Consider the following 23,274-nt stretch of genomic DNA (forward strand, 5'->3'; position numbering starts at 1 on the left):
CGGCATGCTGAGCAAGGTGCTCATCGCCAACCGTGGCGAAATCGCTGTCCGCGTCGCCCGTGCGTGCCGGGACGCCGGGATCGGGAGCGTGGCCGTCTACGCCGAGCCGGACCGGGACGCCCCGCACGTCCGCGCGGCGGATGAGGCATACGCCCTGGGCGGTGACACTCCCGCCACCAGCTACCTGGACATCGCCAAGGTCCTGCGGGCCGCGGCCGACTCCGGCGCGGACGCCGTGCACCCCGGCTACGGCTTCCTCTCCGAGAACGCCGAGTTCGCCCAGGCGGTGCTGGACGCCGGGCTGATCTGGATCGGCCCGCCGCCGCACGCCATCCGCGACCTGGGCGACAAGGTCGCGGCGAGGCACATCGCCCAGCGCGCCGGCGCGCCGCTGGTGGCCGGCACCAAGGACCCGGTCGCCGGAGCGGAGGAGGTCGTGGCCTTCGCCGAGGAGCACGGCCTGCCGATCGCCATCAAGGCCGCCTTCGGCGGTGGCGGCCGCGGGCTGAAGGTCGCCCGCACGCTCGAAGAGGTCCCCGAGCTGTACGACTCGGCCGTCCGCGAGGCGGTCGCCGCCTTCGGGCGCGGCGAGTGCTTCGTGGAGCGCTACCTGGACCGCCCCCGGCACGTGGAGACCCAGTGCCTGGCCGACAAGCACGGCCACGTCGTCGTGGTCTCCACCCGTGACTGCTCCCTCCAGCGGCGCCACCAGAAGCTGGTCGAGGAGGCCCCCGCACCGTTCCTGACCGAGGAGCAGAACGCCGATCTCTACCGCGCCTCCAAGGCCATCCTGAAGGAGGCCGGGTACGAGGGCGCGGGCACGTGTGAGTTCCTGGTGGGGCAGGACGGCACGATCTCCTTCCTGGAGGTCAACACCCGTCTCCAGGTCGAGCACCCGGTCACCGAGGAGGTCACCGGCATCGACCTCGTCCGGGAGATGTTCCGCATCGCCGACGGCGAGGAGCTGGGCTACGACGACCCGCCGGTGCGCGGCCACTCCTTCGAGTTCCGTATCAACGGCGAGGACCCGGGCCGCAACTTCCTCCCGGCTCCGGGGACGGTGGCCGTGTTCGCCCCGCCGTCCGGCCCCGGCGTCCGGCTGGACGCGGGGGTCGAGTCCGGCTCGGTCATCGGCCCGGCGTGGGACTCCCTCCTCGCCAAGCTGATCATCACCGGCGCCACCCGCGAGCAGGCCCTCCAGCGCGCCGCCCGCGCCCTGAACGAGTTCACCGTCGAGGGCATGGCCACCGCCATCCCCTTCCACCGGGCCGTGGTCGCCGATCCCGCCTTCACCAGTGACCCGTTCACGGTCCACACCCGCTGGATCGAGACCGAGTTCATCAACGACATCGAGCCGTTCGCCGCACCGGGCGAGGAGGACGCCGAGGCCGATGTCCGCGAGACGGTCGTGGTGGAGGTCGGCGGCAAACGCCTGGAGGTCTCGCTGCCCGCCTCACTCGGCATTCCCCTTGCCCGTGCCACGACGGCCGGTGGCTCCAAGCCCAAGCGGAAGGCCGCCAAGAAGTCCGGCTCCGCCGCCTCCGGCGACGCCCTCGCCTCGCCGATGCAGGGCACCATCGTGAAGATCGCGGTGGTGGAGGGCCAGGAGGTCGCGGAAGGCGACCTGGTCGTCGTCCTGGAGGCCATGAAGATGGAGCAGCCGCTGAACGCGCACCGCTCCGGCACCATCATGGCGCTCTCCGCCGAGGTCGGCGCCTCGATCACCTCCGGCGCCGTGATCTGCGAGATCAAGGACTAACCTCGTCTAAGCCCGGACCGGAGCGGGCCCCGCGGTACGGCGCGGGAGCCGGGCCCGGAAGACGGTGGCTCCCGGCCCGCTGGTCAGCGTGATCGTGCCGCCGTGTGCCGCGACCACGGCACGGACGATCGCCAGCCCCAGCCCCGTACCGCCGCCCGCCCGCGACCGGCCGGGATCGGCGCGGGCGAACCGGTCGAACACCTCGCCCTGGAGCGTGCCCGGGACGCCCGGCCCGTCGTCCGCCACCGTCAGCTCGGCATCGCCGTCCGCCACCGCGAGCCGCACCGTGACCCGGGTGCCGGCCGGGGTGTGGACCCGGGCGTTGGCCAGCAGATTGCCGACCACCTGCTGGAGCCGGTGCTCGTCGCCGAGCACGGTCACCGGCTCCTCGGCCAGCTCCAGCGTCCAGCGGTGGCCGGGACCGGCGGCCCGCGCGTCGCCCGTCGCGTCCAGCACCAGCCGGGTCAGATCGACCGGCCGGCGGGCCAGTGGCCGCCCCGCGTCCAGCCGGGCGAGCAGCAGCAGATCGTCGACGAGCGTGGACATCCGCTCCGACTCGGCCTGGATCCGCTCCAGCGCGTGCCGCACCTCGTCCGGCACCGGCCCCGGGTGGCGCAGCGCCAGCTCGGCGTGGCCGCGGACGGAGGCCACGGGGGTGCGCAGCTCGTGGCTGGCGTCCGCGGAGAAGTGCCGCAGCCGTTCCTCGCTCGCCTGGCGACGGGCCAGGGCGTCCCCGACATGGCCGAGCATCCGGTTGAGGGCGGTGCCCACCTGCCCCACCTCGGTGCGGGGATCGGTGTCCGGTACGGGCGGCGGCATGGCCACCTCACCACTGGCGAGCGGCAGCTCGGCCACTCCGGCGGCGGTCGTGGTCACCCGTCGCAGCGGCCGGAGCGACAGCCGTACCCACAGCGCCCCGGCCACCCCGGTGACCAGCAGTGCGCTGCCGAAGACCACGGCTTCCACGGCCTCCAGCCGGTGCACGGTCTCCTCCACCGGGCGCAGCGGCAGCCCGGTGATCAGGACGTCGCCGTCGTCCCCGCTGACCGCGGCCACGCGATAGCCGCCGAGCGCGGACAGACGCACGTCGTGGCCGGCGCCGTCCACCGGCACCCCCGCGAGGACCCGCCGGTCGGCGCCGGTCAGCGGTACAGGGGCGTCCGTATCGTCGCGCACCACCGCCGCGTCGGTCGTCGTGCCGTGCAGCAGCCGGGCCCCGAAGGTGCGGTCCGACTGGCCACGGGTGTCGGGCCGGTTGTCGGCGTCCGGGGGCCGCTCACCGTGCTCCAGGCTGGCCGGGAACCGGCCACCGGCCGCCGTGAGCTGCTGGTCCAGCCGGCGCACCAGAAACCCCTCGAGGGCGAACACCGTGGTCAGCCCAACCGTGAGGGACGCCACCGCCAGCAGCACCACGAGCCCGGCGGTCAGCCGGGCGCGCAGCGTACGCGGCAGCCATCCGCGCGGCCGGCGTCTCACGCGGCCTCCGCCTTGAGCACGTAGCCGACCCCGCGCACGGTGTGGATCAGCGGCGCCCGCCCCGCGTCGATCTTCTTGCGCAGATAGCTGATGTACAGCTCGACCACATGGGCCTGGCCGCCGAAGTCGTAGCTCCACACCCGGTCCAGGATCTGCGCCTTGGACAGCACCCGCCGCGGGTTGCGCATGAGGAACCGCAGCAGCTCGAATTCGGTACGGGACAGCTCCACGGCCACGCCCCCGCGGGTCACCTCCCGGGCCTGCTCGTCCATCACCAGATCGCCGACCACCAGCCGGTCGTCGCCGGGCTCCCGCGCCATCCCGGCCCGGCGCAGCAGCCCGCGCAGCCGGGCCAGCACCTCCTCCAGGCTGAACGGCTTGGTCACGTAGTCGTCGCCGCCCGCCGTGATCCCCGCGATCCGGTCCTCCACCGCGTCGCGCGCGGTCAGGAACAGCACGCACACGTCCGGCAGCTCCGCCCGCAGCGCGCGCAGCACCGCGAGCCCGTCGGTGTCCGGCAGCATCCAGTCGAGCACCACCGCGTCCGGGTGGAACGCCCGCGCGGCGGCCAGCGCGGAGACGCCGTCGGCGGCGGTACGGACCTCCCACCCCTCGTAGCGCAGCGCCCCCGACAGCACCTCGGTGAGATCGGGCTCGTCGTCGACGACGAGGACGCGGACCCGGGTCCCGTCGGGCCGCAGCAGGAAACGGCTGGTGGTGTGCGCATCCATGATGAGTCCAGCATCCCTCGCACCGAACCGTGCCGAGGTCCGCCCTTCCTCTGAGTTTCCTCTGAATGTTCGGCGCCCGGCCCCGCTCATAGGGTCCTCAGAGCTTCGCCGGGGAGTCTGGCCGGGCCATTCGCCGAGAGGACTCCCATGACCACGACGACACCGCCGGTCCCGGCCATGACCCGCCCCTCCCGGTCGGCACCGCGTCGGCCCAGCCCCGTCCCGGCCCTGGCGCACCTGCTGATCTGGGGCGGGGCCGCCGCCGTCCTGGCGCTGTAGTGGAGCGACACCACCTCCGTGGTCGGCGCCGCGGGCTGGCTGACGGGCGCCGGACGGATCACCGGGCTGCTGGCCGGTTACGCGTGCGCGGTCCTGCTGCTGCTCATGGCGCGCGTACCGCTGCTGGACCGCTCGGTCGGCACCGACCGGCTGGCCCGCTGGCACGCCATGGGCGGCCGCTACACGATCTCGCTGGCGTGCGCCCACGTCCTGCTGATCATCTTGGGTTACGCCCTGGAAGCGCACACCGGCATCGTCGACCAGACCACCGCCCTGGTCCTCCACTACCCGGACCTGCTCAAGGGCACGATCGGCTTTCTGCTGTTCCTGATCACCGCGATCATGTCCGCACGTGCGGTACGCCGCAGGGTGGCGTACGAGACCTGGCACTTCCTGCACTTCGCCACCTACCTGGCGGTCTTCCTGGTCTTCGGCCACCAGCTCTCCAACGGCGCCGACTTCACCGGCAACCGCCCCGCCCAACTCGCCTGGTACGCCCTCTACATCGGGGTGGCGGCGCTGCTGGCCTGGTACCGGTTCGCCGTCCCGGTACGCCGGGCGCTGCGCCACCGGCTGTACGTCGCCGAGGTCCGGCCCGAGGCGCCGGGCGTCGTGTCGGTGTACCTGTCGGGCAGCGGGCTGGAGCAACTGCGCGCCGAGTCCGGCCAGTTCTTCCGCTGGCGATTCCTGGCCCGGGGCATGTGGTGGGCGGCCAACCCCTACTCCCTGTCCGCCGCCCCGCACCCGGCGTACCTGCGCATCACGGTCAAGGCGTCCGGAGGCCACAGCACGGCCCTCGCCCGGCTGGAACCCGGCACCCGGGTGCTGGCCGAGGGGCCGTACGGGGCCTTCACCGCCCGTCGCCGGCGCTCCCGTAAAACCCTGTTGCTCGGCGGCGGCGTCGGCATCACCCCGTTGCGGACCCTCTTCGAGACGCTGCCAGGTGAGGTGACGCTCGTCTACCGGGCCCGGCGCCCCGAGGACCTGGCGCTGCGCGCGGAGCTGGACGCGCTCGCCGCCGCGCGCGGGGCGGCCGTCCATTACGTCGTGGACGAGCCCGCCGCGTACTCCTCCCCGCTGACCCCGGAGGCGCTGCGCGGTCTGGTGCCCGACCTCGCCGAGCGCGACGTCTATCTGTGCGGGCCGCCCGCGATGACCGGGGTCGCGCTCACGGCCCTGCGCGGGGCCGGGGTGCCGCGTCGGCACATCCACCATGAGTCGTTCTCGTTCTGACCGCTACGAACAGGAGCCGGGCCGTGCGCAAAGCCGCCGTGACCACCGTCTCGACAGTGGCGGGAGTGATCCTTCTGCTGTCCCTCAAACCGCACCAGAACCCCACCGTGACCGCGGCGGAGCCGTCACCGCCATCGCCGTCCCATCACGCTCTCGCACGGCAGAATCGCCAAGGTCACGGCGCTCCGGACACCGTCCGACCGCCCCCGGTCCCAGCAGATCGCCGCCTCCGCCGTGCCGCAGCTGACCCGTGAGGCGCTGAGCGCCCAGAGCGCGCACATCGACGCGGTCTCCGGCGCCACCTACACCAGCGAGGGCTACACCCGGTCCCTGCAGAGCGCACTGGACGAAGCCGGTGTCTGAGGCGTCCGCCCCCGCGCGCGGACTGCGCCACGTCGAGCACGCCATGGGCACGGTGTTCTCGTTCGACCTCCGCGACCCGGTCACCCCGTCCGTCCACCGGGCCCTGAAAGCGGCCGTGACCTGGCTGCACCACGTGGACGACGTCTTCTCCACCTACCGCCAGGGCAGCGCGATCAGCCGCCTCGGCCGCGGCGAACCGGTCCCAGCGCCGTACCGGACCGAGGTGGCCGAGGTGTTGGCGCTCTGCGAGGAGGCGGCGGCCGCCACCGGCGGCTGGTTCAGCCACGCCCCGGGTGGCCGGCTCGACCCGTCCGGCATGGTTCTCCGCCGCAGCCAGGACGGCCGAGAGCGCCGCGTTCCGTTCCTCGCTCCGCACGGCCGAATCGCTCCCAGCGAGTGCCTCCGGCCAGGGGCCACCGCCGTCGTGTGCGTCGCTGCGTACTTCCCCAGCGGACGGATACGGAAGCTGCTCGGCGTCCAGGGACACTGCCGACCGCTCGCGCGCTGCGGCCTCGCAACGGGCCAGCACGGCGAGACGGTCCACCTTCCGGTGTTCAGCTGCGGCAGGGCTGTCAGTACGACGACCGACCCTGTTCGTCTGGAACCGCTGCACCGTCGACGGCTCGCGTCGAGAACCGCACCCGCGCCGCCCGGCCCTCGCGTCTCGGAACAAAAAATGGCACTCTCGTACACTCCTCGCTTCCCCTTCGTCGGCTCGATACGCCGCCTGCTGGAGCCCAACCTGCCTCCTCGGGAAACGGGCGCCTACCTGCTGAGGCGTGGCAACGGCTGCCTGTGCGCCGCCGGAGCGGACCTTCTCGACCCAAAGCCGTACCCATGGCTGTCCGCGGAGCCGCCGTCGGCGCCGTCACAGGTATCCCTCCCGCAGCGCGAACGCCACCGCGTGGGCCCGATTGCGCAGCTGCATCCGGGTCATCAGACCGTGCAGGATGTTCTTGACGGTCCGCTCCGAGTACGCGAGCTTCCCCGCGATCTGGCAGTTCTCCAGCCTCGGCCACGAACCGCAGTACCTCCACCTCGCGGTCGGCGAGCACGGTGGTGTTCATGTGATGAAGGGCAGGCATGCCCGCACGCACGGGAGGGCCGCCGCACGCGGATGCGCAGCGCATACCGGCGTGCGCCCTGTGGACCTGCGCACGGAACGGTGTCTGCTTCCGCACCCGGCAGCAGTGGCCGGCCGGGGCGTTCACGGTGCGGGGCGCCGAGGCCGGTACCGATGCCGGCCCAGTCGCCCGGCCCGGTTCAGAGGTTGGCTGTCAGGAAGGTGCGGATCAGTGCTGCCGCCTCGTCGAGTGCGCTCTCGAGGAGGAAGTGGCCGCCGTCGAGGAGGTGGATCTCGGCGTTCGGCAGGTCGCCCGAGAAGGCGAGCGCGCCTTCAGGGCCGAAGATCTCGTCGCCGCGTCCCCAGACGGCGAGCAGGGGCACCTGGCTCTCGCGGAACCAGCGGTGCACAGCGGGGTAGAGCGGCACATTGGTGGCGTAGTCGAGGAACAACTTGAGCTGGACGAGGTCGTTGCCGGGGCGGGACAGCAGCGCGTAGTCGCGCTGCCAGGTACCGGGATCGACCAGGGTTTCGTCGGCGACGCCGTTCAGGTACTGCCAGCGGGTGACCTCCGGGGTGAGCGCCTGACGGGCGCCCGCCTCGGTCTCCGGGCTCTGCTCGTTCCAGTAGTCCCGGACGGCCTTCCAGAACGACTCCACGAACCCTTCCTGGTAGGCGTTGCCGCTCTGGCTGATGACGGCGGTGACAGCCGCCGGGTCGCGCAGCGCGAGCCGCCAGCCGATCGGGGCCCCGTAGTCCTGTACGTACAACGCGTACCGGTCGACACCGAGCTGTCCGAGCAGGTCCTGGGTGAGATCGGTGAGCGCGTCGAAGGTGTAGTCGAACTCGGTGACCGGCGGCGCGTCGGAGTGCCCGTACCCGAGGTGGTCGGGGGCTATCAGGTGCCACCGGTCGGCCAGCAGCGGAATCAGGTTGCGGAACATGGACGAGCTGGTCGGGAAGCCGTGCAGCAGGACGAGCGTGGGGGCGTCGGCCGGACCGGCTTCGCGGTAGAACAACCGCCGGCCGCGGACGTCGGCGTAACGATGGTGGATTTCTGCCATGGTTTTCTCCTCTGGTAGCGGTCTGGGCTCTGGTCTTCTCGACCAGCGGGATCAGTTCGGTCAGGACCGTATGAAGGCCAGCAGGTCGGCGTTGATCGTGTCGGCCTGCGTGGCCGGCATTCCGTGCGGGAAGCCCTCGTACGTCTTGAGCGTGCCGTTCTGCACCAGTTCGGCTGTCCGTGGCGCCGTGGCGGCGTAGGGAACGATCTGGTCGTCGTCGCCGTGCATCACCAGGACCGGGACACTGATCTTCTTGAGGTCCTCGGTGCAGTCCTCCTGCGCGAACGCCGAGACGCAGTCGTAGTGGGCCTTCGCGGCGCCCGCCATGCCCTGGCGCCACCAGTTGTCGATGAGCGCCTCGGACGGCTCGACGCCCGGCCGGTCGAAGCCGTAGAACGGGCCTGATGCCACGCCACGGAAGAACTCGGCGCGGCCCGCGGCCAGTCCGGCCTGCAGGCCGTCGAAGGCTTGCTGGGGCAGGCCGTCAGGGTTGCTCGGCGTCTGCCGCATGGACGGCGTCACGGCGCTGATCAGGGCCACCTTCGCCACCCGGGCGTCGCCGTGGCGGCCGATGTAGCGTGCCACCTCGCCGCCTCCGGCGGAGTGCCCGACGTGGACGGCCTCCCGCAGGTCGAGCTGCTCGGTCAGGGCGGCCAGGTCGTCGGCGTAGTGGTCCATGTCGTGACCTTCGCCGGCCGCCGACCGGCCGTGCCCGCGCCGGTCGTGGGCGATCACCCGGTAACCGTGACGCAGGAAGAACAGCATCTGGGTGTCCCAGTCGTCGGACGACAGCGGCCACCCGTGGCTGAAGACGATCGGCTGACCTGAACCCCAGTCCTTGAAGAAGATTTCCGTGCCGTCCGAGGTCGTGACCGTGGGCATGCCACACCTCACTCACTATTTGTTGGCGGAAGAATGTGCGGGGCATGGCGTGAACCTGCGGGACAGCCGGCTCACACCGGGTCAGATGTCGAGGGCGACGACTTCCAACTGAATGTTGTCGATGTCCCGGAAGACGATGGCCGAGAAGACGAACGGCTCTGTCCTGCTCTGAATGCCGGAGTGTGCGACGCCGATACTGTCCAGCCAGTCCGCCCACGCCTGAAGCCCTTCGCGCCCCTCCACCCGCAGCGAGACGTGGTCGAGTCCGGTACGCGCCTCGTCGAACTCCTCGTCGTTGTTGTTCTCGTTGGTGCATCCCGCCGATGGGCGGAGCGGTCGAATCACCCTTTTCCGGCCTCCTTCCCTTACAGGGCGGAAAATCCGCAGCTACGAAATGCGGCGGTTCGTATTCGCAGTCTCTTGGTTCTCACGTTAGGGATATCTACTTGATTGCGAGTGAGTGCCTTGTGGATCGACGACTGAATATTCTGTGGCGGTGTACGCCCGCAGCCTCCGCGGCAGGTCCCACTGCTCGTCATCTGGGGAAGGGTGACCCGATCCTCGGACGCGCCGGGGCGCTCGCCTTCGCCACCGACCTGCCGGGACGGCGCGGTTCACAGATTGGTCACTGATCATCCACTGCTCCCCCCTAGCGTGGTCAGCGGTGGCAGACGCTCTCCACAGGGATGTCGGGTGGTAAGCACATCAGCCGATTCTTCGTTTTCGCGGCACGGAGTTCGCGGAGGCGGAAGACCCATTGAATGGGCGCCTTCAGGTGAATCCGAAAACCCGAACGGAGTATTAATGCTACGCAAGATTACGGTCATGGTCGGCTCCTTCACGTTATCCGCCCTGACGCTTTTTCCCGGGGTGGCGTCGCAAGCCGCTGACTTTTCCGAAGCGCCACGGGTCGCGCAGGTCGATATGGCTGCCGAGGAAAAGCTGCGCTCGGACGGTCTGGCCGCATACAAACTCATCGAGGAGCTCCCTGAATCCGACCGTTCCAACTACTCGGCCCTCTACACCGACATCAAGACTGGAAACGTTTCGATCTACTGGAAGGGGGAGAGGCCGGAGAGGCTCGTCCAAGGTATCCAGGCGCGCGGTCTCGATGACCGCGTGGTAATCAAGTCGGCCCCTTATAGCTATGACGAACTACAATCGGCTGTCCGGGACGTGGTGGGCTCCAGCGCCCCTGTCGAACTTTCGGTCGGGGGCAAGCATTTTTTGTCATCCGCACAAGTCGTTCAAGGCGCCCCGAAGGAGGATGGATCGGGGATCTCCCTTACCATAGAGTCCGCGTCGGTCCCTGCAGGGGAGAAGCGTTCCATGGCAACTCTTGAGGAGGGAAATGTTCGGCTGGGCAAGAAGGAAATGCCCATAACCGTCTCTTTCGGGGAAAGGCCGAAGCAGCTGGACCTTCGAGATAGTGTGCCTGCTCGTGGCGGCGCCGGAATCAAGGTCCCCGGCACGTCGGAAACCACCAATGCCAGTGAATGCAGCACCGCGTTCTCCGTCTTCAATTCAGCCGGGCAGCGTCGGATGATGACTGCTGCTCATTGCGCCCGGAAGGGGCAACAGGTTTCGTACTGGAGTGGGGCGGGTTACGGTGTGGTTGAGACGTCCAACAAGGGGAAGGACGTCGCCATCTTCGACAACCGCTACCAGGGTGATCCGATGATTCCCTTCATTGTAGGCGGCGCGGCAATATACAATACCCGGCAGGAAGCCTATCCAGTTGTACGCGGCGCCGGGACCAAACGCGAGGATCCCGTTATCAATGGGACGCTGGCCTTCGTATCTGGCGCCCAGACAGGTGAACAGGGCTCAGGCCGCATAGCCTCCAAGGGGTCATGCGTCACATACCAGGGCTGGGAGAGGGTATGTGATTTGTATGTGATTTCCCAGGTGGTTAATCCCGCATGGGCACTTGCAGGTGAAGGTGATAGTGGCGGTGCCGTATTCTGGAAGCAGTCGCGTGTGGGCGGCGGCTATGAAGCGATAGCACAAGGAATTCTCTCCGGCGCCTCTGGTGGAACCAAGGAAGAGTGCCCCCACAACGGGTGGAATGACGGCCGCATCTGCAGCACGATTGTCTTTGCCGAGGATCTGCGCAAAGCAATGGACGTCATCGGTGTCAGTCGTGTGGACACCCTCTGAGCTCGACCTGGCCTGAGGGTCCGTCAGCTCGCTGACGGACCCTTTCTGCTTGTCCGGACCGTGTCCACGTATGTGGCCCTCTCGGGAAGCGGTCCCGCCAGGATGTTCGCGTAGGCGTTGGTGATCTCGTCGACGCCCGAGCCCGCCGTACGAGTGGGATCGGCCCGGGTGGGGCAGGCCCTCTCGATGACAAGTGGACACCTACTGAAATCGTCACCGGCCAGCCGGGGAACGGCTTGGGACCCGGCGCGGACGCGGTGCGCGATCACCGGCCGACGGGCTTTTCCATCTCTGCCATGAACGTTTCGGCACGGCGAGCGAACAGGTGAGCCCCGCGTTCGGTGGACAACTCCCGGGCCTTTTCGGCGGCGGCCCGGACAACGGCGGCCGGTTCCCCGCGAGCCTGCAGCAGCCGCGCCCGCAACAGAAGGATCAGGCCCTCCGGATAGCGTTGGCCACGGGTTTCGAGGAACAGGTCGGCCCGGTCAAGTGCGGCGGCGGCCTCGTCTGTCGCCCCGCCCGCCAACCACATCTCACCGAGCAGCCCGTACCACGTGGCGACACAAGAACGCGGCGGGTTGAGGAGGTTCGCCGTGATGATCCGCTGGGCCTCCACCGCGGCGCCGACCGGATCGTCGCCGGTCATGGCCAGCGCCCAGCAACGGGCCAGCCGTTGGTAGGTGCCGAGGAAGACGAAGGAGAAGTCGGGGTCCACGGCGATCCCCCGTTCCGCCCCGCGTAGCGCCTGAACCGGATCACCGACGTTCGATGCGATCCTCGCCGCGAAGGTGGCCCAGATCGTGATCAGGTACGGGTCCTCGCCCGCGACGTCCTTCAGCACGTCGAGCAGAGCCCGCGCCCCCTCGACGTCACCGTGCAGCGCGGTTACCTCCGCGATCATCCCGGTCATGAGCAACTGGAGGTCGTGCCGGACCGGATTCTCCCCGCGCTGGGCGAGATCGAGGACTACGGCCCTGGACCGGTTGAGGTACCCGAATGCCTCTTCGATGTTGCCGACGTCCCATTGGTGAATGCCCCATGCCTGCAGGCCACAAGCGAGCACGAACGGATCGGAGGACGTCTCGCCCTGCTCCAGCAACCGGCGCGCGAGCGGACCGCTGCGGTCGAGCTCGATGGCCTGGGCGTGGGCGGCCCAGCGGGAATAGAGGAAGCCTGCCGCCTCTGCCTCCCGGCCGAGGCCACGGGCCACATGCTCGGCTCGCTCCAGCAGGTCGAGCGACGAGAAGCCGTACATCGACCGCATCCCGACAACGGCGGTGAGCTGCGACAGGGCCGTCAGCTCCAACTCCGTGAGGCCCGCCGTCCGCGCCACCTGCGCGGCCGACCGCAGCTGGCGCTCGGCAGCCTCCAGCGCGGATTTGCCCGCCGCGCGCCGGCCCGCACGCACCAACGTGGCCGCGGTGCGGGCGGGGTCAGCGAGCGGGCCGGCAGCCCACAGGTGATGGGCGAGGCGCTCGGCGACGGACTCGCTGTCGGGGCCTGTTCCGTCCAGAGCGTCCGAGACGCGCAGGTGCAGCCGGCTTGCCCGCGATGGCGACGTCGTCGCGGAGACAGACTCACGGACGAGGTCGTGTGCGAACCGGAACGCGAACGGATTGTCCGGCCTGGACTCGAGCAGGCCGAGTGCTTGCACGGCCTCAAGGCGTTCCAGGCAGCTCTCGGCGTCGAGACCGGCAACGCGGACGAGCAGGCCGAGTTCGACGTCGCGGCCGATGAGCGCGGCGATCTGCAAGAGGTCCCTGGCGTCGCCGTCGAGGCCGGCCATCCGGTCGAGGACGACATCCCGCACGGTGGCCGGCACCCCGGCCCGGGCTGCGGCGTCGTCGGTGAGCGCGTCGCCGTCGGCGAGCAGCCTGGACAGTTCCCGGACGAAGAAGGGGTTGCCTGCGGTACGCGTGTAGATGCTATGGGCAACGCTGGGGCCGGTCTTCCGGCCGGATTCGCGGCGGACCAGTTCGGCCACCTCGTCCGGGCCGAGCAGGCCGAGCCGGAACCGGCGGTGGCCGGGGGCCCGGCTGACCGCGGCGAGCATCCGGGACAGCTCCGAGCCGGGTGCCGGTGCGCGGTCGCGCAGCGCGCCAAGGACCACGGTGTTGGCCGGTAGCCGGGCCGCCACGTGCCCGAACAGGTGCAGAGAGGTACCGTCCGCCCACTGGAGATCGTCGATCACGAGCACCACCGGCCGCTGGGCCGAGGCCTGGCCGATGACGGCGACGACCCGCTCGAACAGGCGGAACCGGAAGCCACTGTCCGGCAGCACAGGTGCGGCAAGGACGTCATCGCGCGGTTCGAGGAGGCGGCCGAGCTCACCGGCGAGCCACTCCTTCCGGGCAGGGGAAGGCAGGCCGTCGAGGACCGTGCCGATCGCCTGCACCCACGGCCACATCGAGGGAGTCCCGTCGCCGTCCAGGCAGCGGCCCCACACGACGAGCGCCCCGCGCAGGTCTGCCTCAGCGGTGATCTCCTCCAGCAGGTGGGTCTTCCCCACGCCCGGCTCGCCCTCGACGACACCGATCGCTGTACCGCCGGTGAACGCCGACTCCATGGTCTGCCGCAGCACAGCGAGTTCCTCGGCCCGACCGACCAGGCTTCCTGCCGTACTCGCCTGCGCGCCGCCCCCGGTGTTGTCCGTACCCGTCACGGTCGCCGACGGCGGAGTGGGCATCAACACCCGCCGATGTGCGGCCTGAAGCGCTGGACCAGGGTCGATACCGAGCTCTTCGGTGAGACGTGCACGGACCGCGCTGAACAACGACAGTGCCTCCGCCTGCTGCCCGGCCGCGGCAAGGGTGGAGATGAGGCCGGCCTGAACGGGTTCGTGCAGGGGCGCCAGCGACGCGGCCAGGTGCAACGCGGGGAGCACCCGCTCCGGCCGGGCCAGCGACACCGCGAGTTCAGCCGCTGCCGCGCACGCGTCGTACCACTCGGCATCGAGGGCCGTGAAGATCGGTATCGCGGTGGGCCCGTGGGTCAGGCCGTCGCCTGCCGGACCATGCCATAGACCCAGCGCTTCAACATAGTTGTCGAACGCCGCATCGTGATGCCGCTGCGCGAGGGCGGTTTTTGCCCTCGCCACGCACTCGCGAAAGGTGACCAGGTCGAGCATTCCGAGGCCGGCGGTGAACAGGTAACCGTTGCCGCGGCGATGGAGGTACGAGCCGGTGCCGCGGGCAGGAAGTCCGGGTTCGAGCAGGCGCCGTAGGGCGCCGACGTATTTGTGGATGATATTCAGGGCGCTGGCCGGAACGTCGTCGGCCCACATCAGGTCGATCAGCTCGGTGATGCTGACCGGCCGGCCTGCGCGGGCGAGAAGCAGGGCGAGCAGATAGGCCTGCTGTCGCGGGCCTGCGTCCAGTTCGACACCGCCGCGCCAGGCCCGTAACGGACCAAGGATCTGCAGACGTAAGGAAACGTCATCAGTCGGCCGATCGTCGCCGCCGGACAGAACAGAACGGATTGCCACAGTCACGCCTACAGCCCCCGGGTACACCGATACGGATTTGTTTACCGTGCGAAGTGCGTCTGCTCGAGACCTCTGCAGGACAGAGCTTGAACGCAAGGATCGATTCAGCAGAGCCGTCACTCCTCAGGTCGAACCCACGTGTGACGACGCCAAGGCTCGGCTCGCAGGGCCGCGCACGGCAGTGCGGAGGGGATGCGCGTCAGGCGCGCGGGGGCGGTCGAACACCCACCGGAATCACCGCATCCGGACAGCAGCAGCGTCCTGCTCAGTGCTGCGCCCCTTCCGCAAGACGTACATGAATGCGACATCTTGTTCCTCCTGTTGATGTTCACACGGTGGCTGGAGGCCCGGTGTGAGGGTGTGGCGCATCGGGCCGGAACGGCGTGGGCCGCTGCCTGACCAAGGCAACCGGTTGGGTGTCTACGGCCCGTTTACGGATCGTAGACGTCCGCTTCGACGCGTATTTCGCGATACGGGCCAGGCGGGACACGGACTGCGGGCCGTAGGGTCAGACGACCGTCAAGGCCTCGGCCGGGACGCCCGTACAACCGGGAAGACCCCGCGCCATACCGTCGCGGGACACACAGCACGACGGACAGGATGAGGCACCGGACACCCCAGATCCCCCGTGGCAAGGGTGAGACCGTCGTGGGCATGGCCCTGTGCGGTCCGGTCGCCCAGCCGACACGCCGCGTCCACGGCGGCGCGGCGCACGGCTTCCTTCTCCCGCCACAGGCCACGCCAGTGCAGATGGTGGCCCATGGACCAGCTGAGTTGCCAGGTGTGGACGTCGTACCGGTGGGCGGCGGCCTGTTCGACGGTCGCGAGCAGCACCGCCTGCTCGGCGGCGAACCAGGCCGTGGCCTTCGCCGTGTCTCCGGCGAATTCCTCGGCGCGCGCCCCGTCGGCTGCAGAGGCCAGGGAGAGCAGTAGCCGTGAGGAGGTCAGCGCGGCCGCCTCACGGGCGGTGTGCAGATAGTGGTCGAACATCCGGTGCCGGGCCGCCCTCGTCTGCTGGGGCGGCACGACGGCTTCGGCCAGCTCGGTGGCGTAGGCGCGCAGCAGGTCGTGCGAGGAGTAGCGGCCGGGGACGCATCGTCCACGAGGTGGGCCTGGATGAGTTCGGACAGCAACTGCCGGGTGTGCGGGACGGTGAGCCGGGCCAGGCCGGCCGCTGCGGCAGTGCGATGTCGGGGCCGGGGGGGCAGGCCGAGCAGCCGGAACAGGCGGGCGGCATCGGGGGTGAGGGCGTCAGCCCCGGCAGGCGAGGCCGACTTCTGCGCCAAGCGTGTGGAGCACCAGGAGTTGAAGCGACTCGCCCGGCCCGGTGGTGTGCCCGCTTCCGCACGCAGGGCCAGGCTTCACATCGCTGACAGCGGCAGGTCCTGCCCTTCCTCGTTGCCACCCCCGGGCCGTGCCCGGCCTCGGGCCCGCTGTAGGCCTCGCCGAACTCGTCGCCGGTCTCGCGTGCGGCACGTAGCGCCACGCGCATCAGATTCTCCCGTGCTGGATGTCGCCGGCCCGCTGAAGATAAGGCTGCGGGGTGATGGCGAGTTGACACGCGGTGGTGCCGTGCCCGGCCTCGGCCGCCACCCGGACTGCCTCGGCCGGCGCGTCCAGCTGTCCCGCGAACCACGTGACCGCCTCGTCCTGTGTCGCCGGGCTTTCCGGGACGACGCCGGCCGGCGTCGTCGGCGGCACCGCAGGCCGGTGATGCGGTTCCCCGCACGAGCTGCGCGTAGATGCTGCTGTGCAGGTAGCACTGCAGCAGGCGGGTGAGCACCGCCTGGCGGTCCGCCGCCGGGTCGGTTGCGAGGAAAAGCCCTGCCGTGTACGCGCGCACGAGCACGTGCGACGTGCGGCGGCCAACAGACTTTCGCCCGGCTGAAACTTCGGCAGCCGTGATGAGATGAACTCAAAGAGTTGTGAACGATCACTGAACCGTCGTGACGGACGCGCGTCGGTCCGGCGGCGCCGAACCGGCGCACGTCCCTTTCATCGTGCCCGGATCAGCTCATGCGAGGCGGCCGATCACTGGAATCCGCACCCGGGATTCTCTGCGTCGACCGACAACGGGGAGCCGGTCGGCAGGATGTAGAGGACCTCCAGTACCACCGGGGTGGAACCGCGGTTGATGCCTATATGTACTTGATCCGCACCGCTCGGCTCCTGGATGAGGCTGCCGCGCGGATAGACCCCGTCAGGCTTGCACGTCGCGTCGAAGTGGCTCAGCGTGCCCTCCTTGACCCGGCCGTAGAGGGTGCCGGTGTGGTAGTGCCACCCGGTGGCCTGACCTGCCGGGATCGTGATCTCGCGCAGGATGTAGTCGGTGTCGCCGACCGTCTTCTGGGCGATGATCGTGCCGACCACGCCGGGCCCTGGCGGCGTCGCCTGCGCGGGCGTGCCAAGAACCAGCGATGCGCCGGCCGCCATCGTGGTGACGGCGGCACCGATCGCCTTCCGTTCGCTGAACAAGGCATTCCTTTCGCTCTTTCGATCACGCGCGGCCGGCCGAGGCTGCCTGCAGAGATGTCCGATCAGAGAACAGCCTCGGCCGCACCGATCACCGGTGTCACCAGTCAGGGGACTTCGTCATGATTCACCTCCCTCGTGATCGGAGACATAAAGGAGCCAGGGTGCGTCAGAACGACGTCCGATCAGAGAACAGCCTCGGCCGCACCGATCACCGGTGTCACCAGTCAGCGAGCTTCGTCATGATTCACCTCCCTCGTGATCGGAGACATAAAGGAGCCAGGGTGAAAGCGTCAGAACGACTCGAAATCCTGGCGTCCGCCCGAACCGCGTTCTATTGAACAGGCCGCGACTTCCCTCCGACTGGATCGGAACTTGCCGTCAGTGAATACATGCCGGGCGGCCGGAAGTGGATTTTCACTTCGTTGTGGAACCGTTCGATCCCATGTCGCTGATAGGCAATAGAGAGTTTCGCGCGATCGCGGTGGCCGAGACGCTGTCGGTGGTCGGCGACCAACTGTCGCGGGTGGCGCTCGCCCTGCTGGTCTTCGAGCGGACCCGGTCCGCAGGGCTCAGCGGACTGACGTACGCACTGACCTACCTGCCCACCGTCGCCGGAGGATTTCTGCTCTCCCCGCTGGCCGACAGGAGGCCGCGGCGCGAGGTCTCCGTCACGATCGACGTGGTGCGGGCGGCGATCGTCCTGGCGATGGCTGTTCCCGGTGTCCCGTTGGGCGCATTGTGCTGCCTGGTCGCCGTGTCATCGTTCCTGAGCGGGCCCTACACCGCCGCGCGCCTGGCTCTCCTGCGCGACGTCCTGCCACACGAGCAGTACGGCGCCGGCATGGCCGTGCGGCAGTCGCTGTCCCAAGGCGGGCAGCTCGTCGGGTTCTGCGTCGGCGGTTTCATCGCCACGGCGTTCGATCCGGCCACGTGTCTCCTCGTCGACGGGCTCACCTTCGGGGCGGCGGCGCTGGTGGTGCGGTTGTTCGTGAGGTCGCGCCCGCCCGTGACGACCGCCTCGGCCGCCGGCAGCGCGGCCTCGACGTTCGGGTTCATCTGGCGGTCGCCGGCGCGGCGCGCGATCCTGCTGTCCACCGTCACCGGTGTGTTCCTCACCGCGCCCAAGGCGCTCGCCGCGCCACTGGTGTTCGAGCTGGGGCTCGGCGGCGGCTGGGCCGGGCTGTTCATGGCTTCGGAGGGTCTGTTCTCCGTGGTTGCGCTGGCGGTCTTCGCCAAGTACGTGACCGCGGATCGGTACGCGCGGATCTTCCCGGTGGCCTGTCTGGCGCCGTGCGTACCGTTGCTGCTGGTCTTCACGGCGAGCGACCCCCTTCTGATCATCCTGGCCTTCGGCTTCAGCGGAGCCATGTGGGCCGTGCTGACCGTGGTCGCGGCGTCCTCCTTCGTCGACCTGCTCCCCGACGACCAGCGCGGCCGCGGCATGGGAATCGCCGGATCGATGAACGCGACGGCGCAGGGCGTGGGAGCGTTCCTGGCCGGGGTGGCCGCGGACCGGGTCGGCGCCGGCTGGTCCATCAGCCTCCTCGGCCTGGCCGGCATCCTCTTCGCACTGCTTCCCGCGTTCCTGTGGCGTTCCGCCCCCGCGGTGGGCGGTCAGGTGAATGAGGTCCAGGTCTCCACCACGCGGAGTCGCACCGACTCGTAGAGCGGACGGCTTCCCCGGGTGGAGTCAGAGGGTCGTCAGGTCCTCGGCAGGGGCAGGCCGGGACGCCGTAAAACCGCCGGGAAGAACCCCGCGCGCCATACTCGTCGGTCCTCGGCCCCGTGGGCTCCTTGTTTCCCGGGACGGCACGACGGCACCCCGACATGGCACATACGCGACCCGTCCGCGTGACCTGAGCGGCCGATGGATCAGGTGACCGCGCTCCACTTCTGGTTCTGGGCGCCCGTGCAGGTCCAGAGCCGGAGCGGTGTACGGTTGCTTCCGCGCGGGTCCGTGGCCTCCACACATTTGTGAGCCTGAAGGTTGACCAGGTCGTGGGCGGGGTTGAGCCGGAACCTCTGGGAGCCGCTGCCGTTGCAGTCGGCCAATTGGATGGCCGCGCCGTTGTCTGTCGAACCGCCCGCGACGTCCAGGCACTTGCCCGAGATCCGGATGAGCCTGTCCTCGGACACGATCTGCCAGAACTGTCTGTCGCTGCTCGAGCAGTCCAGGATCTGCAGCGGCGCGCCCCCGAGGGTACCGCCGTCAATGCACCTGTCGGAGGCGTGACTTTGTATTGCCACGCCTGAAGCAGGTTTGGAGGGGGAAGGGCTCGCTGTCGAAGAACCCGCTGTCGAATCGCCCTCGTCGGAGTCCGAGCCCGGTACGAGGAAGGGGATGCACGCGAGCAGGGCCGTCGCCAGGCCGGAGCCGGCCAGCAGCATCCAGCGGAGCCGACGGGTACGGGTACCCGGACCTCCGGTTTCCTCTCCTGAGGAGTCCCGGCCAACGAACACCGTCGTACCGGCGGGCAGCTGGTCAGGAACGGCCGGGACCGAGGCGGACACGGGGTCGGGCTCGACCGGAACCGGGGGAGCGAGGAGACCGGCGTCGGCCTGTAAAACGCGCTGGTACGTCGCCTGAAGCGCCGGCCCAGGATCGACGCCCAGCTCGCCCGCGAGCAGCGTCTGCGCCTCGCGGTAGGTGGCGAGGGCCGCGGCCTGCCGCCCTGAGCGGTACAGGGCGAGCATCAGCATGTCCCGGAACCGCTCGTCCAGCGGATGCTCGGCGACCAGACCGGTCAGCTCCGAGACCGCCTTCTCATGGCCACCCAGGTCCAGTTCGACCGCCAGCCGGGCCGCCTCCGCCGACAGACGCAACTCGTTCAGCCGCTGCCGCTGGCTGTCCGCGTACTCGCCCCGGATACCGGCCAACGCCGCCCCCTGCCACAGACCGAGCGCATCACCCAGGCACTCCGCCGCGCCTTGGGCGTCTCCCGCACCTCGCGCCCGCTCGGCCTGGGCGAACAGCTCCCGGAAGACGCTCAGATCCAGCTCGGCCGGCGAGGTGAGTTGATAGCCGTCCCCCGCGGCACGGATCATGGACGATGGCGTGTCCCCGGCGGGCTCCAACACCTTCCGGAGCCGGTGAATGTAGGTACGCAGAATGCCACGCGCGGAGGCCGGCGCTTCGGTCCCCCACACCGCGTCGACGAGTCTGCCCACCGACACCTGCGAGCCTTCGGCCAGCAGCAGCACGGCCAGCACCGCCCGCTGCTGGGGCGGGCCGAGCGCAATCTCGTCCTGGCCACGCCACGCCCTGACCGGTCCCAGAAGCGAGAACCGTAATCGCTCTTTCAACTAGCGCCCTCTTTCAGGGATGCTTGTCCGAAGCTGGCAGGCGCGGTCAGGTTTCGGGGGGCAACCGCGCGGATCACCCGAAGTCTAAACCTTGACTCCGTCGGGGACCTTGGTGTTCGGCTGCCAGTGATCATGGTGGTGCGTGGCTTTTCCGACCGCGATGCCGCCGAGGCCGTGCGCTACCGCATCGCCCTCGAGTACGCACTCGGCCTCGGTCTCGACGTCCACGGTTCCGGTATCGGCGCTGGATGGCCCGCAGTTCCATCTGCGCGCCCCAAGCCTCCATGGTGAAACGGTTCTCGTCGACCAGGTCGTCCAGATGCCAGGGACCGTCATGGCCGTAGGTGACGAGCAGCTTCCCTTCGTCACCCATCTTGTAGCCAGTGTTCAGGCAGTCCACGACATTGCGGCCGAGCCGGTCCGCGGCTGCAGCCACCAACCCGTCGTATGGGCCCCTCTCATCGCGCAGCCAAGGACCCAGCTACGGCCGGGTCATCGGGTCAGTGGCGCCCGACACTTCCCAGTCGTCGGCCCAGCCGGTGATGTGGCCCCCCCGACAGGCCCGGCGACGGTCAGCACGTCCTCGCGTTGCCGCTCCGGAGACGACGTGACGAGCTTCATCCGCGACCCGTACCGCGCAAGACTTCTCCTTTCCACCACGCAAGGTGCGGAGATTCGGCGGCCACACTCAGGACGATCCAGCTCAGCCGAGGAAGGTCAGCCGGACCTGACGGTTGGGGTTGTCCCGGTTGGTGTCGACCAGGCACACCGACTGCCACGTGCCGAGCGCCAGGCTGCCGCCGAGGACCGGGAGGGTGGCGTGGGGCGGGACGATGGCCGGGAGGACGTGGTCGCGGCCGTGGCCCGGGGAGCCGTGGCGGTGGCGCCAGCGGTCGTCGGCGGGGAGGAGGTCGCGAAGGGCGGCGAGGAGGTCGGTGTCGCTGCCCGCGCCCGTTTCCAGGATCGCGATACCGGCAGTCGCGTGCGGGACGAAGACATTGAGCAGGCCATCGGCGCCCGGGGCCACCTCGCGCAGATACGCCTCACAGTCGGCGGTGAGGTCGGCGACGGTCTCGCTGGTGCCGGTGGTGATGTCGAGCGTGTGGGTGCGGAAAGTAGCCATGACTCCATCCTCGCAAGGGCGCGCTTAAAACTCCCGCAACAAAGGTCCGAGGGGCAAGACACGGTTGACCGATTCTGGACGGCCTCGCTAGCTTCGGGGCCATGTCTACGTCAGCCCTGCTCACCACGCGCGGTCACATCGACCTGCTGCGGGTGGCGTCCGCCGCGTGTCCCGGCGCCTGCTGACCGTTTCTCACCCCTCTCTCCCCCTTCTTCTCGTTTTCGTCGTGCCGCGCTGACCCACGTGCCGTGCGGGCGCCGAGGCGTCCCACTTCATGGAGTCCCCATGTCCTCCCCGGTTCTTCTCGAACCGGTCGTGCCCCTGTCCGCGCGCCGCCGCGCCGTACCCCGCTGGCTGCGCCGCACGACCGGTCCCTTGTTTCTGCTGGTGCTCTGGCAAGTGTCCAGCGCCACCGGTGTGCTGCCCTCCGACACACTCGCCGCGCCCGGCACCATCGCCAGTACCGCCGCCGGACTGATCCAGGACGGCACGCTGCCGCACGCCATGCTGGTGTCGGTGCAGCGGGTGCTGAACGGCCTGGTGATCGGCGGAGTCGTCGGTGTCGGGCTGGCGCTGATCTCCGGTCTGTCGCGGCTCGGTGAGGACCTGGTCGACGCGACCGTGCAGATGCTGCGCAGCATCCCGTGGGTCGGGATGATCCCGCTGTTCATCATCTGGATGGGCATCGGCGAGGCGCCGAAGATCGCGCTGATCGCGCTCGGCGTCGCCTTCCACCTCTATCTGAACGTGTACGCGGGCATCCGCGGCGTGGACGACCAGCTCATCGAGGCCGGGAACTCACTCGGGCTCGGGCGCTGGGGGCTGATCCGCCATGTGGTGCTGCCGGGGGCGCTGCCCGGGGCCATGACCGGGCTGCGGTACTCGCTGGCCACCGCGTGGCTGGCGCTGGTCTTCGGCGAGACGATCAACGCGGACGACGGGATCGGCTTCCTGCTCAACCGTGCGCGGGAGTTCTTCCAGACCGACGTCATCGTGGTCTGCCTGATCGTCTACGCCGCCCTCGGCCTGCTCGCCGATTTCATCGTCCGCACTCTGGAGAGGCTGCTGCTGCAATGGCGACCGACCTTCACGGGCAAGTGACACACCGGGAGACGACTGACGCCGCCGTAAAGGTCGGGTCGCTCACCCGCTCCTTCGACGGCCGCGCCGTCATCGACAACCTCGAACTGACCGTTCAGAAGGGCGAGTTCGTGGCGCTCCTCGGCCGCAGTGGCTGCGGCAAGTCGACGCTGCTGCGCGTACTGGCCGGGCTCGACCGGGAGATCGAGGGCGAGGTGCTGGTGCCGCAGCGCAAGGCCGTCGCCTTCCAGGCGCCGCGGCTGATGCCGTGGAAGAGGGTGTGGCGTAATGTGCTGCTCGGGCTTCCCGGCCGCCCCGGGCGGGAGGTCGCCGAGAAGGCGCTGGAGGAGGTCGGTCTCGGCCACCGGACCGACGCCTGGCCCAAGACCCTGTCCGGTGGCGAGGCGCAGCGCGCCTCGCTGGCCCGGGCGCTGGTGCGCGAACCCGATCTGCTCCTGCTCGACGAGCCGTTCGGCGCGTTGGACGCGCTCACCCGGATCACCGCACAGCGGCTGGTGGCCGACTTGTGGCAGAGCCGCGGCTGCGCGGTGCTGCTGGTGACGCACGACGTCGAAGAGGCGTTGCTGCTCGCCGACCGGGTCCTGGTGATGGACGGCGGTGTCATCGCGCACGAGGTCCGGGTGGACCGGGACCGGCCGCGTGACATCGGCGACCCGCTGATCGCGCGGCTGCGGGCCGAACTGCTGGACCGGCTGGGCGTGGAAACCCCGGAGCCGGCCGAGGTCGAGAAGGTCGCGTAACACCGCCCCCCCCTGCTTTCCCCCCGTACCAACCCTCA

The 23,274-nt window shown here is 69.6% G+C and carries 20 protein-coding genes and 3 pseudogenes; 9 read left to right on the forward strand and 14 right to left on the reverse strand.

Annotation, left to right across the window (positions count from 1 at the left end; all coding sequences use genetic code 11):
• Nucleotides 1–7 precede the first annotated feature (7 nt).
• Nucleotides 8–1,759 (forward strand): acetyl/propionyl/methylcrotonyl-CoA carboxylase subunit alpha, encoded by a 1,752-nt coding sequence (locus ACH4SI_RS04640; RefSeq protein ID WP_398293878.1) that lies wholly within the window; start codon nt 8–10, stop codon nt 1,757–1,759.
• Between the two features lie 6 nt (nt 1,760–1,765).
• On the opposite strand, the gene ACH4SI_RS04645 is transcribed toward ACH4SI_RS04640, so the two are convergent.
• Complete coding sequence (locus ACH4SI_RS04645) at nt 1,766–3,235, reverse strand: ATP-binding protein (RefSeq protein ID WP_398292569.1); 1,470 nt, start codon at nt 3,233–3,235, stop codon at nt 1,766–1,768.
• Complete coding sequence (locus ACH4SI_RS04650; protein ID WP_398292571.1) at nt 3,232–3,966, reverse strand: response regulator transcription factor; 735 nt, start codon at nt 3,964–3,966, stop codon at nt 3,232–3,234. Before ACH4SI_RS04650 ends, ACH4SI_RS04645 begins: the two co-directional genes overlap by 4 nt.
• A 147-nt stretch (nt 3,967–4,113) precedes the next feature.
• Here ACH4SI_RS04650 and ACH4SI_RS04655 point away from each other — a divergent pair.
• From ACH4SI_RS04655 to ACH4SI_RS04665, 3 genes and pseudogenes are all read left to right on the forward strand, one after another.
• Nucleotides 4,114–5,478 (forward strand): annotated as a pseudogene (locus tag ACH4SI_RS04655) (ferric reductase-like transmembrane domain-containing protein).
• Between the two features lie 165 nt (nt 5,479–5,643).
• On the forward strand, nt 5,644–5,841 hold the full coding sequence (locus ACH4SI_RS04660; RefSeq protein ID WP_398293880.1) for an FMN-binding protein: 198 nt from the start codon (nt 5,644–5,646) through the stop codon (nt 5,839–5,841).
• A gap of 43 nt (nt 5,842–5,884) precedes the next feature.
• Nucleotides 5,885–6,064 (forward strand): annotated as a pseudogene (locus tag ACH4SI_RS04665) (FAD:protein FMN transferase); the annotation flags it as partial.
• Here ACH4SI_RS04665 and ACH4SI_RS04670 read toward each other — a convergent pair.
• From ACH4SI_RS04670 to ACH4SI_RS04690, 5 genes and pseudogenes are all read right to left on the reverse strand, one after another.
• Nucleotides 5,995–6,159, reverse strand: coding sequence for a hypothetical protein (locus ACH4SI_RS04670; protein ID WP_398292573.1), 165 nt, complete (start codon nt 6,157–6,159; stop codon nt 5,995–5,997). The pseudogene ACH4SI_RS04665 and the gene ACH4SI_RS04670 overlap by 70 nt on opposite strands.
• Before the next feature lie 550 nt (nt 6,160–6,709).
• Nucleotides 6,710–6,893: pseudogene (locus ACH4SI_RS04675) on the reverse strand (helix-turn-helix transcriptional regulator); the annotation flags it as partial.
• A 211-nt stretch (nt 6,894–7,104) separates the two neighbouring features.
• A complete protein-coding gene (locus tag ACH4SI_RS04680; protein ID WP_398292575.1) occupies nt 7,105–7,968 on the reverse strand; it encodes an alpha/beta fold hydrolase in 864 nt (287 codons plus the stop codon).
• A gap of 60 nt (nt 7,969–8,028) precedes the next feature.
• Complete coding sequence (locus tag ACH4SI_RS04685; RefSeq protein WP_398292577.1) at nt 8,029–8,850, reverse strand: alpha/beta fold hydrolase; 822 nt, start codon at nt 8,848–8,850, stop codon at nt 8,029–8,031.
• Nucleotides 8,851–8,931: 81 nt separating this feature from the next.
• Nucleotides 8,932–9,195: a VOC family protein gene (locus tag ACH4SI_RS04690; protein WP_398292579.1), complete on the reverse strand. Its 264-nt coding sequence runs from the start codon at nt 9,193–9,195 to the stop codon at nt 8,932–8,934.
• Between the two features lie 459 nt (nt 9,196–9,654).
• Between ACH4SI_RS04690 and ACH4SI_RS04695 the strand changes: the two genes are divergently transcribed.
• Nucleotides 9,655–11,010, forward strand: a complete 1,356-nt coding sequence (locus tag ACH4SI_RS04695) for a trypsin-like serine protease (RefSeq protein ID WP_398292581.1) — start codon at nt 9,655–9,657, stop codon at nt 11,008–11,010.
• A gap of 265 nt (nt 11,011–11,275) precedes the next feature.
• Here ACH4SI_RS04695 and ACH4SI_RS04700 read toward each other — a convergent pair whose 3' ends face one another.
• The 4 genes from ACH4SI_RS04700 to ACH4SI_RS04715 all read right to left on the reverse strand — a co-directional run bounded on the left by ACH4SI_RS04700 (nt 11,276) and on the right by ACH4SI_RS04715 (nt 16,927).
• Nucleotides 11,276–14,500 carry a BTAD domain-containing putative transcriptional regulator gene (locus tag ACH4SI_RS04700; RefSeq protein WP_398292584.1) on the reverse strand — a complete coding sequence of 1,075 codons (3,225 nt, stop codon included), beginning with the start codon at nt 14,498–14,500 and terminating at the stop codon, nt 11,276–11,278.
• Nucleotides 14,501–15,013: 513 nt separating this feature from the next.
• A complete protein-coding gene (locus tag ACH4SI_RS04705; RefSeq protein ID WP_398292586.1) occupies nt 15,014–15,520 on the reverse strand; it encodes a hypothetical protein in 507 nt (168 codons plus the stop codon).
• Between the two features lie 465 nt (nt 15,521–15,985).
• On the reverse strand, nt 15,986–16,195 hold the full coding sequence (locus ACH4SI_RS04710) for a hypothetical protein (RefSeq protein WP_398292588.1): 210 nt from the start codon (nt 16,193–16,195) through the stop codon (nt 15,986–15,988).
• A 330-nt stretch (nt 16,196–16,525) separates the two neighbouring features.
• Nucleotides 16,526–16,927, reverse strand: coding sequence for a cupin domain-containing protein (locus tag ACH4SI_RS04715; protein WP_398293883.1), 402 nt, complete (start codon nt 16,925–16,927; stop codon nt 16,526–16,528).
• Between the two features lie 484 nt (nt 16,928–17,411).
• Between ACH4SI_RS04715 and ACH4SI_RS04720 the strand changes: the two genes are divergently transcribed.
• A complete protein-coding gene (locus tag ACH4SI_RS04720; RefSeq protein WP_398292590.1) occupies nt 17,412–18,635 on the forward strand; it encodes an MFS transporter in 1,224 nt (407 codons plus the stop codon).
• A 206-nt stretch (nt 18,636–18,841) separates the two neighbouring features.
• Here the strand turns inward: ACH4SI_RS04720 and ACH4SI_RS04725 are convergent, their stop codons facing one another.
• The 3 genes from ACH4SI_RS04725 to ACH4SI_RS04735 form a co-directional block, all read right to left on the reverse strand.
• The gene (locus ACH4SI_RS04725) at nt 18,842–20,272 is read right to left on the reverse strand and encodes a BTAD domain-containing putative transcriptional regulator (RefSeq protein ID WP_398292592.1); all 1,431 of its coding nucleotides are present in this window, start codon (nt 20,270–20,272) and stop codon (nt 18,842–18,844) included.
• Nucleotides 20,273–20,356: 84 nt separating this feature from the next.
• A complete protein-coding gene (locus ACH4SI_RS04730) occupies nt 20,357–20,500 on the reverse strand; it encodes a hypothetical protein (protein WP_398292594.1) in 144 nt (47 codons plus the stop codon).
• A gap of 475 nt (nt 20,501–20,975) precedes the next feature.
• Complete coding sequence (locus ACH4SI_RS04735; protein ID WP_398292596.1) at nt 20,976–21,395, reverse strand: YjbQ family protein; 420 nt, start codon at nt 21,393–21,395, stop codon at nt 20,976–20,978.
• A gap of 101 nt (nt 21,396–21,496) precedes the next feature.
• On the opposite strand from ACH4SI_RS04735, the gene ACH4SI_RS04740 reads away from it, so the two are divergent.
• The 3 genes from ACH4SI_RS04740 (at nt 21,497) to ACH4SI_RS04750 (ending at nt 23,236) form a co-directional block, all read left to right on the forward strand.
• Entirely contained in the window at nt 21,497–21,580 is an 84-nt protein-coding gene (locus ACH4SI_RS04740; protein WP_361476881.1) for a putative leader peptide, read from the forward strand.
• Between the two features lie 100 nt (nt 21,581–21,680).
• Nucleotides 21,681–22,496: an ABC transporter permease gene (locus tag ACH4SI_RS04745; RefSeq protein WP_398292598.1), complete on the forward strand. Its 816-nt coding sequence runs from the start codon at nt 21,681–21,683 to the stop codon at nt 22,494–22,496.
• On the forward strand, nt 22,469–23,236 hold the full coding sequence (locus ACH4SI_RS04750; RefSeq protein ID WP_398292600.1) for an ABC transporter ATP-binding protein: 768 nt from the start codon (nt 22,469–22,471) through the stop codon (nt 23,234–23,236). Before ACH4SI_RS04745 ends, ACH4SI_RS04750 begins: the two co-directional genes overlap by 28 nt.
• Nucleotides 23,237–23,274: the final 38 nt, after the last annotated feature.

The sequence above is a fragment of the Streptomyces sp. NPDC021212 genome (genome assembly GCF_044332925.1).
Taxonomy (GTDB): Bacteria; Actinomycetota; Actinomycetes; order Streptomycetales; family Streptomycetaceae; genus Streptomyces.